Source organism: Algoriphagus aurantiacus (genome assembly GCF_035156405.1).
GTDB lineage: Bacteria > Bacteroidota > Bacteroidia > Cytophagales > Cyclobacteriaceae > Algoriphagus > Algoriphagus aurantiacus.
The window spans coordinates 67,792-82,804 of record NZ_JAXRUT010000022.1; the positions used below are offsets into that span (position 1 = coordinate 67,792).

The 15,013-nt window shown below is 36.1% G+C and carries 15 protein-coding genes; 13 read left to right on the forward strand and 2 right to left on the reverse strand.

Annotated features, from left to right (window positions below; translation table 11 throughout):
* The first annotated feature begins 95 nt into the window (after nucleotides 1-95).
* From SYJ56_RS19290 to SYJ56_RS19345, 12 genes are all read left to right on the forward strand, one after another.
* Nucleotides 96-749, forward strand: coding sequence for a hypothetical protein (locus SYJ56_RS19290; protein WP_323837010.1), 654 nt, complete (start codon nucleotides 96-98; stop codon nucleotides 747-749).
* Between the two features lie 236 nt (nucleotides 750-985).
* Nucleotides 986-1,771: a hypothetical protein gene (locus tag SYJ56_RS19295; RefSeq protein ID WP_323837012.1), complete on the forward strand. Its 786-nt coding sequence runs from the start codon at nucleotides 986-988 to the stop codon at nucleotides 1,769-1,771.
* A gap of 648 nt (nucleotides 1,772-2,419) precedes the next feature.
* Entirely contained in the window at nucleotides 2,420-2,842 is a 423-nt protein-coding gene (locus SYJ56_RS19300; protein WP_323837013.1) for a hypothetical protein, read from the forward strand.
* The gene (locus SYJ56_RS19305; RefSeq protein ID WP_323837014.1) at nucleotides 2,835-3,287 is read left to right on the forward strand and encodes a hypothetical protein; all 453 of its coding nucleotides are present in this window, start codon (nucleotides 2,835-2,837) and stop codon (nucleotides 3,285-3,287) included. The genes SYJ56_RS19300 and SYJ56_RS19305 overlap by 8 nt, the downstream gene beginning before the upstream one ends.
* Nucleotides 3,284-4,207, forward strand: a complete 924-nt coding sequence (locus SYJ56_RS19310; protein WP_323837015.1) for a hypothetical protein — start codon at nucleotides 3,284-3,286, stop codon at nucleotides 4,205-4,207. The genes SYJ56_RS19305 and SYJ56_RS19310 overlap by 4 nt, the downstream gene beginning before the upstream one ends.
* Before the next feature lie 430 nt (nucleotides 4,208-4,637).
* Complete coding sequence (locus SYJ56_RS19315; protein WP_323837017.1) at nucleotides 4,638-5,120, forward strand: very short patch repair endonuclease; 483 nt, start codon at nucleotides 4,638-4,640, stop codon at nucleotides 5,118-5,120.
* A 100-nt stretch (nucleotides 5,121-5,220) separates the two neighbouring features.
* On the forward strand, nucleotides 5,221-5,778 hold the full coding sequence (locus SYJ56_RS19320; protein WP_323837019.1) for a TIR domain-containing protein: 558 nt from the start codon (nucleotides 5,221-5,223) through the stop codon (nucleotides 5,776-5,778).
* A 345-nt stretch (nucleotides 5,779-6,123) separates the two neighbouring features.
* A complete protein-coding gene (locus SYJ56_RS19325) occupies nucleotides 6,124-6,600 on the forward strand; it encodes a very short patch repair endonuclease (RefSeq protein ID WP_323837020.1) in 477 nt (158 codons plus the stop codon).
* A 147-nt stretch (nucleotides 6,601-6,747) separates the two neighbouring features.
* On the forward strand, nucleotides 6,748-7,107 hold the full coding sequence (locus tag SYJ56_RS19330) for a hypothetical protein (protein WP_323837022.1): 360 nt from the start codon (nucleotides 6,748-6,750) through the stop codon (nucleotides 7,105-7,107).
* Nucleotides 7,094-7,633, forward strand: a complete 540-nt coding sequence (locus tag SYJ56_RS19335) for a hypothetical protein (protein WP_323837023.1) — start codon at nucleotides 7,094-7,096, stop codon at nucleotides 7,631-7,633. The genes SYJ56_RS19330 and SYJ56_RS19335 overlap by 14 nt, the downstream gene beginning before the upstream one ends.
* A gap of 236 nt (nucleotides 7,634-7,869) precedes the next feature.
* Nucleotides 7,870-9,144, forward strand: coding sequence for a DNA cytosine methyltransferase (locus tag SYJ56_RS19340; protein ID WP_323837024.1), 1,275 nt, complete (start codon nucleotides 7,870-7,872; stop codon nucleotides 9,142-9,144).
* Nucleotides 9,138-10,220 (forward strand): HpaII family restriction endonuclease, encoded by a 1,083-nt coding sequence (locus SYJ56_RS19345; RefSeq protein ID WP_323837025.1) that lies wholly within the window; start codon nucleotides 9,138-9,140, stop codon nucleotides 10,218-10,220. The genes SYJ56_RS19340 and SYJ56_RS19345 overlap by 7 nt, the downstream gene beginning before the upstream one ends.
* Before the next feature lie 59 nt (nucleotides 10,221-10,279).
* On the opposite strand, the gene SYJ56_RS19350 is transcribed toward SYJ56_RS19345, so the two are convergent.
* Both SYJ56_RS19350 and SYJ56_RS19355 read right to left on the reverse strand, forming a co-directional pair.
* Nucleotides 10,280-10,990 carry an HNH endonuclease gene (locus tag SYJ56_RS19350; protein ID WP_323837027.1) on the reverse strand — a complete coding sequence of 237 codons (711 nt, stop codon included), beginning with the start codon at nucleotides 10,988-10,990 and terminating at the stop codon, nucleotides 10,280-10,282.
* 36 nt (nucleotides 10,991-11,026) lie between these two features.
* Entirely contained in the window at nucleotides 11,027-11,194 is a 168-nt protein-coding gene (locus SYJ56_RS19355) for a hypothetical protein (protein ID WP_323837029.1), read from the reverse strand.
* A gap of 496 nt (nucleotides 11,195-11,690) precedes the next feature.
* Here SYJ56_RS19355 and SYJ56_RS19360 point away from each other — a divergent pair, with 496 nt between their 5' ends.
* Nucleotides 11,691-15,011, forward strand: a complete 3,321-nt coding sequence (locus tag SYJ56_RS19360) for an STY4851/ECs_5259 family protein (protein ID WP_323837031.1) — start codon at nucleotides 11,691-11,693, stop codon at nucleotides 15,009-15,011.
* Nucleotides 15,012-15,013 lie beyond the last annotated feature (2 nt).

Consider the following 15,013-nt stretch of genomic DNA (forward strand, 5'->3'; position numbering starts at 1 on the left):
ACATTACTGGAACCTCAATGAAATAATAGTTCGTGAACTGACTGTAAAGTCTGTAGTATAATAAACATTGAAACTTAATTTTAAATATAAAATCTATGAAAAATTTACTTTTTAAAGCGTTTTACCAAGGTAAGGATGAGGAATTTCTAGGAGCAGGTAATTGCGCTTCAGTGGCTTTGATTAAAGCGGCAATGTTTACTTTTGGTCACGAAGTGATTAGCTATGTAAAGGAGGGTAAGGACTATAAAGTCACGCTTAAAAATGGTGATTCCGTTTCCTTTTCTGAAGATGAATTATCCTATGCCAAAAAGGAATCCTCGTTTATTATAGGTAAATCGGAAGATGAAAATGAAAAGAAAGAATTTCAAAAGATTCTTGATTTTGCGCATCTCTGTTTTGCAGTTATTTGTAAAATGGCCCAATTAAATGGTGACTTTAGTAGTAGATTCAGCAAATTCATAATTCCAGAGAATTTTGAGATAGCAGTAGAGATTATAAATGACGGGACACTTACACCTCAAGTTTATGAATTCTTGGGTCTTGAGGAACATGTCACACCAACTTTTCGATATAAGCTTAAAAAAAGGGTCAAACAACCTCTTGGAATGGTTATCTGGACTAAATCTCATGCGATGTATTGTAGTGAAGGTAGTTTTGATCGGTATGGTAAAAAAGAGAAATTTGACGGGAGAATTATGGCTAAATTACCAGGTAAATTAGCATTGGGTATTTTTCAAGTAAAACCCTAATCAAAAAAATTTTTTTTCAATCGGCTGAAGATTAGTTGTCAATATTCCATGAATCTTTAGGTATACTATATCTGGAAAATATTCTGTAAGTGTAGGTTCTTATTAAGACAATGGTTGTGAGTTAAGAACCTGTTATTGAGTTGAAAAATAAACACATTAAGAATTATTTTTTTTCAGTTTATCTAGCCAAAATTAGAAGTCGATTTCCACTTAATTAACCATAAAATCTAATTAATATGAAAACAAGTAAAAAGTACACACGGGAAATCAAAGAACAGTTTGGTTATTTAGCAACTTGGCTTCCTAGTACACCTTTGTCGCTAGGTGATATTGGAATTTTGAAAAATAACCAATTCACAAAAATTTCAAACCTTTCAGACTTTGGAATTCAATTTGAAATAGAAATTGATAAAACAAAATCAGATATTGAGCATAGTTCTAAAGGTGCCGTTTCTATATCCACAAAAGCATCCGGGACAGTAGCTCCTCAAGGAAGTGCATTGGCAGAAGTTGATGCAGGAATTACTGTTGAATTCAGTAAAGAAAATGCAATATTATTTAAAGCAAACAGAACAACATCTCCTTGCATTAAAGACCAAATAAAATTAGGTAAGGCAGTTATTGAACTTTATAAAGAAGGTAAGTGGGACAAAGATTGGTCAGTTATTACCGAAAAAGTAGATGCAGAAAGTGCTACTATTTTAATTTCTAGTTCCTCAAGTGGAAAAATTGAATTAAAAGCCAAAGGTAAAGTAGAGGCTGCTAAATTAGATATAGCAGACGCCAAATTAGGTTTTGAACTGACTTTTTCTAAAGACTTGTCTACAAAAATTATCGGAGAAGAATCATTAACTCCTTTGTTTAAAGCATCTAAAGTAAACAGTAGCCTTTTTAATCCACCAATCTTCAGAATGAATAAGATAAAATCAATGGACTTGATGACACCTGATAAAGCAAAATCCAATGAAGAACTCCTCTATTTTGGTGAGGTGGATTATGATTTTGAATACGAAGAGGAATAAAATTTGTACATAAAAACTAGGTTTTCGTTGCGTGCGATGCACGAGCGATGAAACCGCTGTTGCACTCCTGCCCCGATTATTTCGGGGGAACCGTAGTGGTTCTTATGGGATTGAGTAGAGATTTTAGGAATTTTATATAGGGCCAAAAAACTTAAAAAGTAAGAGGTATATTTGATTTGCCTCAAAAAAAAGTGTTTGAAAAATTTCTTTGCCCTTCCAGTATATGGTATGTTTTCCCATCACTTTATTCCTTTTCTTGCACAAGCCTTTTAGTTACTGAAAACTAAAATTTTATCGCTGACTAACGCCTCCTCTTTAAGGAGGAGGTGGACTACACCAACTTTTATAGCATCCTTCTGGATATATCCCCAGAACCCATCAGATTTGAACTTGATAGACTAATGATACCGCTGCCGATCGCCCTCTCTCTTCAATGACTGTCCCCAAAGAAGCGATTCGGGTGAGGGTGAGCTAGGAAGCCAATTGGAAATTGGTGGGATATTAAAGTAGAATTACAAATTCCACCCAGTGCCACCACAATTTGACTACACCCATAAGGGGCTTAAAGAACCTGAACTGAACTAACGCATCAAGAAGAATCTGAAAAAGATAATAATCTCATAAACCAGCAATACAAAAAATGAAATCATGACGAAGACAGCACTATTTTTCTTGTTTCTTTTACCTCTTAACGCATTGGCTCAAAAAACAGAAGCTGAAGTTCTCCAGCTATTAAACCATGGCAGTGAAAAAACATGGTTATATGAGGGAACTGAAATCATCATGAAAGGCTCGGATCAATGTGATAATGGAAAATACTACTCATTTCGATCCGACAAAAAGGTCGTGATTGGGGATTGCATCCATAACGGTTGGAAACTTGTTGAAGAAAGCTATAGTCTCAGAAAAGAAACTTCTGTTGACTGGTATCTCACCATTGGAAAGCAAGAGTTTTATTTGGTAATGACTGAAATTCCTGCTTACGATGAAATCAAACTCAGAAAGTTCGACGGTAGAGACAAGGCAGACCCAGCACTGGATATCAAATTAAAATTTCTTAAAGATGACTAACCAACAAGGCTCAAAGGTAAACTGGGACTTGATATTGAAAGCCATTGGTTTGCTGCTCACCTTAGCAACCATCTTAGTTGGTGTTTGGAAATACACCGATGAACAAGCCTCTCAACATGAAATGGAGTTTAAGAGAGAAATCTGGCAAAAGCAACTAAATGCCTACACTGAAGCCTGCAAGTATTCCGGATTAATTGCGAATCGTCCGGAGGTTAATTTTGAAGAAAACGTAGGCAATTTTGGAGCCTTATATTGGGGTGAAATGATTATGATAGAAGATGAAGAAGTGCGTGATGCTATGAAAGAATTTTATTATGCTTTGCACGATTACCATCCTCAAGACAAGAATTCACAATATAAACTAAAAGTGAAAGCTGATGCTCTTGCCAAGGCATGCAGAGAATCTTCTAAACGAAGTTGGATAAGCGAACAATTATTGAAATGAAACAAATAGTGTTCTTTATTTCCTTTTGGCTAACTGTAGCGGAAGTAAATGCTCAAGAATTTGAGGTTTTCTATTTATCAATAGGTAATGCAAATTACGAAAGCCGAGAAGAGAAGTTTGAAGGCAAATATGCTCCCTTCAGCCCGGTAAGTGGAGCACGTAGAAGTGCCCGCTATGTGGCCGAATTACTTGAACGAAGGTCTAACGGACAAGGCAACATGTTGCGGTCTGATGGCAACCATCTCCTGAGCAAAGTAAAAATACTTGCCGCTGTTAATGACTTGATTAATACAGTAAAAAAATCAAAAGCTAAAAATCCCTTGGTAGTATTTTATTATTGCGGACATGGTGTTTCAGAAGGTATTGCTTGGAGCCAGTTCTTGGTTCCCGGAGACTTTACCGAAAAACCTGATTATTTGGATACCGACCCGTTGGCTATAGATTTAAATGAGCTGAGTGATAAGTTACTGTATGTGGGAGAAATCACCGATTTATTTGCCGAAGCAGAGCTTCCTTATTTCTGTCTTATCGATGCCTGTTATGAAGGGGTAGAAGAAGATTTCTCTGCATTGGATCCCTGGTTTACGCAAACAGCAGCACAAAACTTTAAAGATGTAGCTGCTGTATTGCGGTTTATGAACGAGTACCACCAGGAAAACCCCGTGTTGTTTGCTACCCAACCAGGAATGACTACAAAAACTGTAACCGACCCAAGCCTACCGGAAGGCGTAAAAATAGGACCGCTTTGTCGTAAGATGTTGTTGATTGAAAAACAGTTGGATATCACCAATCCGCTCACACTGATGGACGTGGTAATGCTCCTTCATGACCCTGGTTTTGATGAACTAACCAAAACAGCTACAGGAAATTACGAAATGGGCGAAAATGCTTTTACACCATTTTTGATAAAACAAGATTAATGGGTGAGTGGAAAGAAGTTGAAATTGGAGAAATTGCGGAAGTTCATACAGAACCTTCAATGCCCGGATAAAAACTATGGATTTGAATTTGTGTTTTCTAGTGATGGGGAATAGAAAGTTCTGTTTCTTGATCTCGATCTAAAGTGAATATCCCTAAGCGATATTTTGGGTTATTTAGCACTAATGCCTGTGTTTGGGGCGTGGTGGGGTGACGCAGCAAAATGTCCACAGGACATTTACTTGACGCTCAGCCCTCCTTTTGGGCCAAGCCAAAAGGACGGAACAGAAAACGCCTCAAAGCTATCGGAAAGGGTTAAAAAGGATACGGATGGCAAAATCATCCTTAAAATTACTCTGATGAAGGAAACCATTACCCTCCAATTACGATCAAAAACTATAAGACAATTGATCCATCCACTACCTTAACCCCTTGAAAACCACCCCCTACATACGCCCCAAAACAGCAGTCCCCCAATTCTCGGAGGAAAACGGCTTCTACACCACCGAAGCTCGTTCCTTCAATATGTCCAGGATCAAGGGCAAGGATACCAAACCCGAGAAACTCCTCAAGAAAGCCCTGTGGCATGCAGGCATCAGATACAAATCACCAAAGAAACCTCTCCCCGGCAAGCCAGATATCAGCCTGAAGAAATACAAACTCGTCATCTTCGTGGACGGCACCTTCTGGCATGGCTACGATTGGGAACAAAGAAAGGAAACCATCAAATCCAACCGGGAATTCTGGATCGCAAAGATCGAACGCAATATGGAACGGGATCGGGAGGTCAACGCCTTCTACCAATCCAAAGGATGGACTGTCCTCAGGTTTTGGGATTTTGAGGTGGAGGGGGAGTTGGGTGTCTGTATTAAACTGGTATTGGATGTATTAGAAGGAAAAGTAGCTAGTCCTTAACTGATTAGATTGAAAATTTCTTCATTTACCGTAATTTAAGAGGGTCACATTTTAAAAGATTCAGTAAATTTGATAACACTCCTTTTTTAATAATTTACATATGGCTGTCGTGCTCAATAACAATAAAAGAAGAAATTTTTTTGTTTCTTACCATCATCATTCAAATTTCAATTTTTTAAATGACCTTAGAGAAATTCTTCATGATAGGAGTTTGAGGGACTACGGCTTTAAAGAGCTAGATCTGGGTGAAAGTTCTAAATATGGAATTTCCAGATATATCCAATACCGGATTTGGTCTTCTTCTATAACAGTAGTCCTTGTTGGTGATCAAACGGGGGAAAGTGATTGGATTGATTGGGAAATTTGGTATTCCCTCCGTAATATAAGTGCTCATGGGTCTGCAAAAAGAGTGTTTAAGCCAAAAGGTATAGTCGCTTTATTTCTTCCGGTTGACTTCCATAATGTTCCTAAGAGGTTGCAGGCGAATCTGGATTCTGGTTATGCATTAAGATTGAATTGGGAAGATCTAGACAAGGATTTTTACGCTTGTTTGGAAAGGGCTTATTTAAATCGTAAAAATGTGCATTTGATAAAAAATGGACGAATCCCAAAAATCAATCCCCAAAGCTATTTTAGTAGATTTTTAAATTGGTTTTAGGTATGCGCAAACCTGCCTAATCACTTCCCCAATCTTCATAAACTCTTCCGCAGTAAAAGTATCAGTCTTCGCGTTATTACATCAATAGCAAGAGAAGACCATCTTAGCTTATCAAATAGGCAGAAGTGCTTGTGTTAAGGGCGCGCTGGAAGGACGCAGCAGCGAGGCAGGCGGCTGGTAAGTGCGGTGGTAGCTTTGCTGGCGTCTTGGGTTTTTGGTTCTTTTGGGCTAAGCCAAAAGAACGAGAAAAAAGCATTCTTGCAATTAAATTAATGAGAGACAACCTATACTTCTTAATTACGAACAAATAGTTGGTACAATTAAACTACCCACTACCTTAACCCCTTGAAACCCACCCCCTACATACGCCCCAAAACAGCAGTCCCTCAGTTCTGCGAAGAAAACGGCTTCTACACCACCAAAGCCCGTTCCTTCAATATGTCTAGAATTAAAGGCAAAAATACCAAACCCGAAAAACTCTTGAAGAAAGCCCTGTGGCATGCAGGAATTAGATATAAATCCCCAAAGAAACCACTCCCCGGCAAACCCGATATCAGCCTGAAGAAATACAAACTCGTCATTTTTGTGGACGGCACCTTCTGGCATGGGTACGACTGGGAACACAGAAAAGAATCCATCAAATCCAACCGGGAATTCTGGATCGCCAAGATCGAGCGAAATATGGAGCGGGACCGGGAGGTCAACACCTTTTATCAATCCAAAGGTTGGACAGTATTGAGGTTTTGGGATTTTGAGGTGAAAGAAGAACTCGGTACTATTCTCGGAAATGTGTTGTCTTATTTCGACCAATACAACAAATAAAGTAGTTGGTATTTACCGCCATCAATAGGAACGTGGCTTCAGCCCGTTCCCCAAAGCAAATTTAATCCCAACGGGGCTTTAGCCAAATCACATAGTGCTTAAATGGAATTTTTGAATTAAATTTTAAGTCAGATCTCATTAAACCTTATGATTAAAATTTACTTCATCATCTCAGCATTCACACTATTCTGCTTTTATCACCTCCCACCAGCCATGTCTCAGGATATTCTAAAGAAAACGGCAAAGGATCTATGTGTGTGCATTGAAGAGACATCAAAAAGCGATACTCTGGATTTGCCTCCCAAACAGATTTTTGATAAATGTACTGGAGCTTCCATGGCTAATAATAGAGTGGCATTGGCAAAAAAGTATGATATGGGAACGGTGTCAGGTATTAAGGCATTGCGTGACGAACTTGTCAATGAGTTAAAGCAGGACTGCGAGCAGTTTATCACCATGTTTTCTGAAAATCCTCCCAAAAAACTATTAGCTAATGGAATACTTTAAAATACAGATAGAGGGCAACCAATTTGCACAGGCATATTTGATTTATATCATTGAAGTACGCCACCCAAATTATGACACTCACTACTACGTGGGACAGACCGGAGACAGAAATCATAGAACTGCCAGACCGGCTTTCAGAAGACTAGGCGGACATCTCAGCGATCAGGGACATTCCACAGAAAACCAATTATATAGGGCTATTGTAAGTAAGATTTTAGGATTGGAGAAACCTAAGCGGGGTAAATTCGATGCGGAGGTTAAGTCTCAGGTTTCCAATTTCCTGAAGGCATCCACTATCGAAATGCATGCTTTTCCACTGAGGGAATTTCAGGATGATTGTACTCCAGAATTACACAAAGAGAACCGTGAATTTATCGAAGCTGTAGAAAATGAAATTATCCATAGGCTAATATCTGGATTTGGAGAGTCAAAAGTGCTGAACAAGAGGAAATACAAAGCTCAAAAAGTACTCAAATACGGTAGTACTGTAGACGAGATCTTTTCTATCGCAGGCCTTAATGGTTAAAGCCATCAAATCCCACGAGGAATTCTAGGTGGAAAATGAAGTTGGGAGCTCTTGTAAAAGAGATGTGGGATGAAATTATTGCTAGTCAAAATAAAATTGACAGTTATTGTCAAATGCCTTTTTATCCAAAATTGAATAGAAGAGACTATTGGGAGAATAGATATATTTGAAATATCTTAAGTAAGGATTAGAAGTCATCGATATGCAAAACCATATCGGCCCAAATAAATTAAGTAATGAAGTTTAAGGAGAAAATATCAATTGAAGAGGTTTCTGGCCAGAAATTCAAAATCCGGGTGGTCGAAGCTTCTGATTACGGAAAAGCCGCTTTCACCCACTATCTCCACAATCACCGAAATGGAGTTTCCCAATTCTATAAAAAGGAGGCAGTTAAGCATGTAAGGCATGCGATGGAATACAAATTCCCTGACGATGACATCACTTACGAAGTAGCCGAACAAGCCCTTCAGTACATGCTGTTCGATTACAAGAATGATGTTCCCTTCGCTGAACCCAAAAAAGCTGACTTTAAATTTATTGATCTCTTTGCCGGAATAGGAGGCTTTAGGCTTGCCATGCAAAGTCTGGGGGGGAAGTGTGTTTTTACCAGCGAATGGGACGAGCAGGCAAAGAAAACCTATGCTGCCAATTTTGGGGAAGTACCCTTTGGGGATATTACCAAGGAAGAAACAAAGAAATTTATACCAGATGGCTTTGATGTGCTGTGTGCAGGGTTTCCTTGCCAGGCATTTTCGATTGCAGGTAAGAGAGGTGGTTTCGAAGATACCAGAGGAACACTCTTTTTTGATGTTGCTGAAATTATTAAAAGAAAAAAACCCAAAGCCTTCTTTCTGGAGAATGTAAAAGGTCTCCGTAATCACGATAAGGGTAGAACGTTAGCTACTATTCTTAATGTACTGAGAGAAGATTTGGGGTATTATGTTCCAGATCCTCAAGTCATGAATGCGAAGAATTTTGGTGTACCACAGAACAGAGAGAGGATCTTCATTGTAGGCTTCAGACAAGATTTAGGGATTTCGGAATTTGAATATCCTGAGCCTTTGGAGAAGGTAGTATCATTTGAAGATGTGAAGGAAGAAGCGGTGGTTTCTGTAAAATATTATCTTTCTAACCAATACCTAAAAACCCTCAAAGAACATAAGGCCAGACATGAGGGTAAGGGGAACGGCTTCGGGTATGAAATCATTCCTGATGATGGGATTGCAAATGCAGTTGTTTGTGGGGGAATGGGTAGGGAACGCAATCTGGTGTATGACGACAGACTGGAAGATTTCACTCCTATCACCCATATCAAAGGAGAAGTAAATCGTCTTGGAATCAGAAAAATGACCCCCCGGGAGTGGGCTCGCCTACAAGGTTTTCCCGATAAATACGTGATTCCGGTGGCTGATGCCTCTGCGTACAAACAGTTTGGTAACTCAGTGGCTGTACCTGCGATTAAGGCTACAGCGGAAAAAATTCTTCAAATAATTACTGAAATAAAATGTTAACAGGTAATAAAGGAGAGTGGAGTGAATTATATACTTTTTTTAAATTACTTTCTGATGGATCGTTGTTTTCTGCAGATGAGAATTTAAACAAAACTAGTTTTTATGTCGAAATACAATCTATTAAAAGGAATGACTCAGGGCTTGAATTAAACTATAAAAGAGGTGAGGGGAGTAAAATAAATATTATTGATTCCAATTCTGGGTTAACATTACTTTCTTTTTTACAAAGTGAAGCAAAAGAAATAGCAGATAAAATTGTTTCAAAGATTACTAATAATAGCGATTTGTCAGAAAGTATAAATGAAAAAATTGAAGAGTTTAAAATACATAGAATTTCAGAAAAATCTCAAAATAAAGGAGATATTAATATATTAATTTATGACCCAGTTCATGGTATTAGTTCCCAACAAAAGTTTAGTATAAAATCTTTTTTAGGAAGTGCTCCAACATTATTTAATGCTAATAAAACTACCAATATAGTATATATTATAAAAGATGATTATGGTAATCCTATCTCGGATTCAGATTTAAATGATGTAAATAAAATTGATACAGGTCATAAATACATTAAACGAATAGAAAGAATAATTCAATTAGGTTATAGTATTGATTTTTATTCTTATGAGGATAGTACCTTTAAGTTAAATTTACAATTGATAGACAGTGATTTACCTGAGATAGTTGCTCATATTGTCCTTGAAAAATATATTAATAAAATAACCAAAATAACTGAAGTAATTGAAAAATTAAATGGTAGTAATCCTATGGGTTATGATCTCTCGCAAGGTCATAATTTTTATGAATATAGAATTGTTAATTTTTTGATTGAGGCAGCATTAGGCATGACTTCAAAAACAGTTTGGTCTGGAGTTTATGATGTGGTGGGGGGTATTATAATTGTAAAACCAGATAAGAATTTGTTATGTTATCATCTAATTGATTTTAACAAGTTTAGGGACTATTTGAAAAACTCTTCTCGTCTTGATAATCCTTCAGGTACAAAAATGAATTATGGATCAGTTTATAAAGAAGATGGAAAATCATTTATAAAATTAAATTTCCAAGTTAAGGCATAAAAAATAAACTAGTAGTTTAAATTAAATAATGTAATATTAAAGCCACTAATAAGTTGGGCTTATTTTTTGTAAATGTTTTTAATGTGAAAATCTAAATATTTTAAATGGTTGATATTAGTGGTTATTTTTATCTCTTTTTTTAAAAACAATAAGTCGTAATTTTTCAATTGACTTGAAATTATAATATTTCCATTTTCTATGAAACTAATTAGCCCTAAATCAAATAACTTATCATACGTTGGTAATAGTAGTAGCCCATTATAAGGGTCGATTCGTTCTGTATTATTTGAATTGCTCCAAGGTTTGATGTGAGATGCGACCAACATCCTATAATCTGGATATCCCGAAATTGAACATTTTCCCCAAATTTTTATTAAATTTTCTCTATATTTTCCTTGACCACGTCTACTTAATATGATACTTTCTTTTTCAGTTTCGGTGAGCAAATTATTCTTTAAAATACTTTGGATTTCTGGAGATGGGGTGTTGCCAGTAATTAATTGTGATGAATCCAGAAATTCAATGTAAAGATCGAGTGATCTGCTATACATACGATTTCCAGTAATATTTTTATAGTAGAATTCATCATAGCTAAAATAGAGTTGTCTGATTTTTATTACTTCATCTGCTTCCCGGATAGAATATATTTCCAAATCATTTCCCTTTGAATACAGATGATTTGATATTGTTATAATTGTAGACGAGTATTTATCTGGTCTAGTAATATTTTTTTTGAATTCCAAAATCCAAGATTCAAAAAGCTCTTTCATACTTTTATTAAAAAGAATACCGTTAACATGATACTACTAAATCATCTCTGTCAAATCCAAGGGAACCAAAGTGGAAATACTTGCTTCTATAATCGTAATGCTATAAATATTATCTTCGATGGCTATGGCGAACTTCACGATGATACACTTGGATTCGGCTCTTAACTTCTCAATATTATGATCATCCAGTAGCGCTTCTATCACTACTAAGATACAGAAAGATGTTGATTTAGAGCAATATATCAAGTATGAAGTCAGGATACTGATTGCTAGGCAGGGGAGACCATTGTTCCTACGACACCATCTCTCCTTATGTAGAATATTTTAGCAGAGCCAATCGCCCTCTCTTAAAGGAAGAGATCATGTCCTGATGAGCAACGCGATATCGGTAGTTGGGGTTAGGTTAACTGAAAAATACCCTGTACAGGGTATGTTTTTCGTTCATTTTATTCCTTTTATTGCGTAAGCCTTTTAATTATTGAGAACAACCAACCTCCTTCTTACTCTTTAGCCTATTTGGAGCAGAGCCGATCACCCTCTCTCTTCAGGAGAGGGCGGGGGGGTGAGGTAGTTTCCAGATACTCAAGAAAATCTGCTGCTGAGCGAAATTTGCAAAGAACTTCAATAATATTGAAAATTATTTTTATGCGCAGATGATTTGCGCAAATTGCTAATTACTTTGAGAAATAATTAAGATAATATGCCTACTATTCAAAACTTCAAAGAATTCCTCCAATTTTTCCTAGAAAAAAGAGGAGTAAATGCTCCAGATGGAAGGCCATTATACGAGTATAAAATTTCAAAAGGTCGGTATGATTGTTTGAAAATCCTACTTAAGGAATCTTGGCAAGAGAATAGTTTTTGCTATGCATGTTTTGTTCTTTACGCTGTCGAGTTTTTAAGGGCTGAATCTTCTGAAGGTCATTTAAGATGGGATTACATCTTTAATTCAATCGGAAAGGATCGGATTAACTCCCCTCAAAATAGGACTAAGATTGTAGAAATCGGATTGAAGTTCTGGAGGAGAGAAGTATTTCAAGGTCAAAATAGAGAGTTTCTTGAAACACTAAGATTTGAATCAGGTCTTCCAAATTCATCTCTTCATGATAATAATAACCTCTCCTCTCTTATTAAAGCAATATTCCAAATTGCAGAAAGCTACAGACTAAAGGAGGAAGAGTTGATACCCATCATTGAGGAAAGGATAGAGAAATATCCAATTCCAATGGTTTTGAGACAGTATAATTTTTACAGTCTTGTGACTAAACTTTGCTTTAAATTTTTAGAATTCAAATTACAATTTGATTTAGCTAGCAAGAGCAATCCGACTGAATATCTGCAAAGTCAATTGACAACTTGGAGAAACGAAATGCCTCTGAAAATTGAAGGAGATCGAATGAATGAATTCTTCAACAAGATAATTTCAGATATTTCTAAGTTGGAGAAGATTGAGCCACTTGCTTTACGTTTCGAGACGATCTTAACGGAAGGTAATGGGGAATTTATTATTAAAACTCTCCTATCAATTTCTAAAGGGGTTTATAGCCACGAAGCTTTTGGTTTAAAAGAAGATGAGTTTGATACACTTCCCGGTTATTTCTCTTTAAATATTGAAGTGGAGGGGAAGATTAAATACTTGACTAGTTTCACCAAGGTTAATAGTGGGAAAATATCGGCTAGAGGGTTGGATGGATTTATACTTCCTTTTGATGTAATTGATAAGGAATGGGTTCTGACTTTTTCATCCGAAAACATGGAACTTAGAGTAGAATCAGAGATTGCAAAATATTTTAAAATACAATCAAGTGAACCATTAGTTTTCACAGAAGAAAATTATGGAAAATGGGTTTTTAAGGGATCGGCTCCTTTAAAGATCAAAGAATTAGTGTGCAGAGTTTTAATTGATGAATCTCTATTTTCCATTGAAAACTTAGCAATTCAACAAGTTGGAAATACATTACAAGGATTGACGGTATATCAATTAGATTCAGATTGTTTAATCAATGATATTGAAAATCAATCAGCTTTTTGGGTAAAACTAGCTCAAGAGAATGATAGTAATAAAATACTTGATTTTTCTAATAGATCGTTGCCAGAATCAGGTTCTTTTTATTTTTTAAGAGAAAGTAAAAATCAATTTCTTGGTTTCCCAAGAGTTCATCTGCTAGATAGAAAGCATGGATTAAAGGAGAGTTTTTTAGGTACAATAGAAGTACTTAACTATGAAAAGCAGTGGGAAGTATCAAACTTAAATGTATTTGGCAGGAAGAGATTTCGATTTAAAGACCGAAAAGGCAATATTCTTGGAACAAAAACCCTTAACATTTTTCCATTAGATTTTAAAGTTTTTGTAAAGCCCAACACCAAACAAATCGAACTACAATCGCAGAGAAACTTCAGTTTATTGGAAGCTAGAAATGGAATTGAAACCGAAATTAAGTCAATTGGAGAGAAAATCGAAATTAGGATTGATCCAAGTGAAACTGATTCAAATAGGACATTTGTTGACCTTTCTATTAATTTCGGCTCTGGGGAAATTGTGGATATGAAGGTTCCAAATCCGAATTTTAATGAGGTCTTTGTGGATGGTAACGGAAAAGTAGTTAATAGAACCTCATTTTCACTTTCAAATATTCATGGCTCGAGTATAATTCTTAACAACTATCTGGGAATAGCTGAAAAGAAAACTTATTCTTTAAAGCTTTTTGATATTCATGATGGTGAAGCAAGTTCATTAGTGATCAAAAAAGAAATTGTCGTTGAACCTTTTTCTTCGAATCGTTTACCTCTTTATCAGTGGGTTAAATCTGTCAATCAACTTTTTGCTTTAACACATAATACAAGGGCAAAAGTGAGGATATCATCTAGCACACCTCACCATTATATAGAAATTGCTAAGTATGATATGGAATTCATATTTGATTACTCAACAGGTTCTATATCATGCCAAAATGAAGTGAATGAATTGAATCTGAAGCTTTCTGCCTTTAGACTGGATAAAGTGTTTACTTCTGAGGAATTGGTCGATATCCAATTGATTGATAACAAGTGTAATCTAATCGAAACCCTTCCATCTGAGGGTGTTTGGTTTGTTTTTTCAAATTTAGATTCTGAAAAATTAATTATTCCAACAGTTATCATCATTGGAGAGAAAGGAATAAATGCTGATGATGGACCTATACAACATCTTTGGGAAGGAAGTTTTTTGGACTATGATCAAAGAATTCAAAGATTCAAGGAGTTTTTTGATAGCTGCTATTTGAATTTTGACCATGAGGTATGGAAAGAACTCTATGAATTATTCAAAGCAACTGAACATCTGCCTATCAGTGCATTAGACGTCTGGAAAGGTTTGGTAAAATCTCCTAAAGGCATGCTTACTTTACTTTTTAGCTCGTATGCAGATTCAGCTTTAATTCAAAAAGTATCACAAGAATTAGGCTTTTTATGGCATTTGGTATCGCTATATATGTGGCAAGAAGTTTTCACCACTTGGTTAGAAAAATTGACAAATTCGGAAAACTATTTTCAATTTTTAGATGCTTTCAAGTCAGATAAATTGAATATTATCGAGAACGAACTGGGTTTATATAGCTTAGTAGAACTTTTGAATCAAACCCCAAATAGCTTTCCTATACAATCATTAAAAGATATTTTTCATTCAGTGGTCAATGGGGGAGCAGGTAAGTTAGGAGTAAGGGCAAGAAATCCACAAGGTGTTTATTGGGCGTCTTTTGTAGGGAATTTTATTGTTGAAAAATTCACACAACTCCCTGAAGAGCTTAGAAGTATTTTGCCAGATGGATTACATGGATGGCAGAAGCCAGTCATCTACTTACCTGTGATTTTAGCCTTTCATTCAGTAAATGGCAGACTAATAAATGCTCAAGAACTTAATCCCGAAATCCTCTTAGGTTTTAAATTAAATATGGATTTTGATAAGGAATATTTTGATGATGTTTATTCAATGGTCCAAGGCTTCTGCTTTAGCCAATATTTTTACAACCCTAACAACGCTTAGTT

Coding starts and splice junctions, on each gene's coding strand:
- SYJ56_RS19290 (WP_323837010.1), top strand. CDS start 96: ATGAAAAATTTACTTTTTAAAGCGTTTTACCAAGGTAAGGATGAGGAA.
- SYJ56_RS19295 (WP_323837012.1), top strand. CDS start 986: ATGAAAACAAGTAAAAAGTACACACGGGAAATCAAAGAACAGTTTGGT.
- SYJ56_RS19300 (WP_323837013.1), top strand. CDS start 2,420: ATGACGAAGACAGCACTATTTTTCTTGTTTCTTTTACCTCTTAACGCA.
- SYJ56_RS19305 (WP_323837014.1), top strand. CDS start 2,835: ATGACTAACCAACAAGGCTCAAAGGTAAACTGGGACTTGATATTGAAA.
- SYJ56_RS19310 (WP_323837015.1), top strand. CDS start 3,284: ATGAAACAAATAGTGTTCTTTATTTCCTTTTGGCTAACTGTAGCGGAA.
- SYJ56_RS19320 (WP_323837019.1), top strand. CDS start 5,221: ATGGCTGTCGTGCTCAATAACAATAAAAGAAGAAATTTTTTTGTTTCT.
- SYJ56_RS19330 (WP_323837022.1), top strand. CDS start 6,748: ATGATTAAAATTTACTTCATCATCTCAGCATTCACACTATTCTGCTTT.
- SYJ56_RS19335 (WP_323837023.1), top strand. CDS start 7,094: ATGGAATACTTTAAAATACAGATAGAGGGCAACCAATTTGCACAGGCA.
- SYJ56_RS19340 (WP_323837024.1), top strand. CDS start 7,870: ATGAAGTTTAAGGAGAAAATATCAATTGAAGAGGTTTCTGGCCAGAAA.
- SYJ56_RS19345 (WP_323837025.1), top strand. CDS start 9,138: ATGTTAACAGGTAATAAAGGAGAGTGGAGTGAATTATATACTTTTTTT.
- SYJ56_RS19350 (WP_323837027.1), bottom strand. CDS start 10,990: ATGAAAGAGCTTTTTGAATCTTGGATTTTGGAATTCAAAAAAAATATT.
- SYJ56_RS19360 (WP_323837031.1), top strand. CDS start 11,691: ATGCCTACTATTCAAAACTTCAAAGAATTCCTCCAATTTTTCCTAGAA.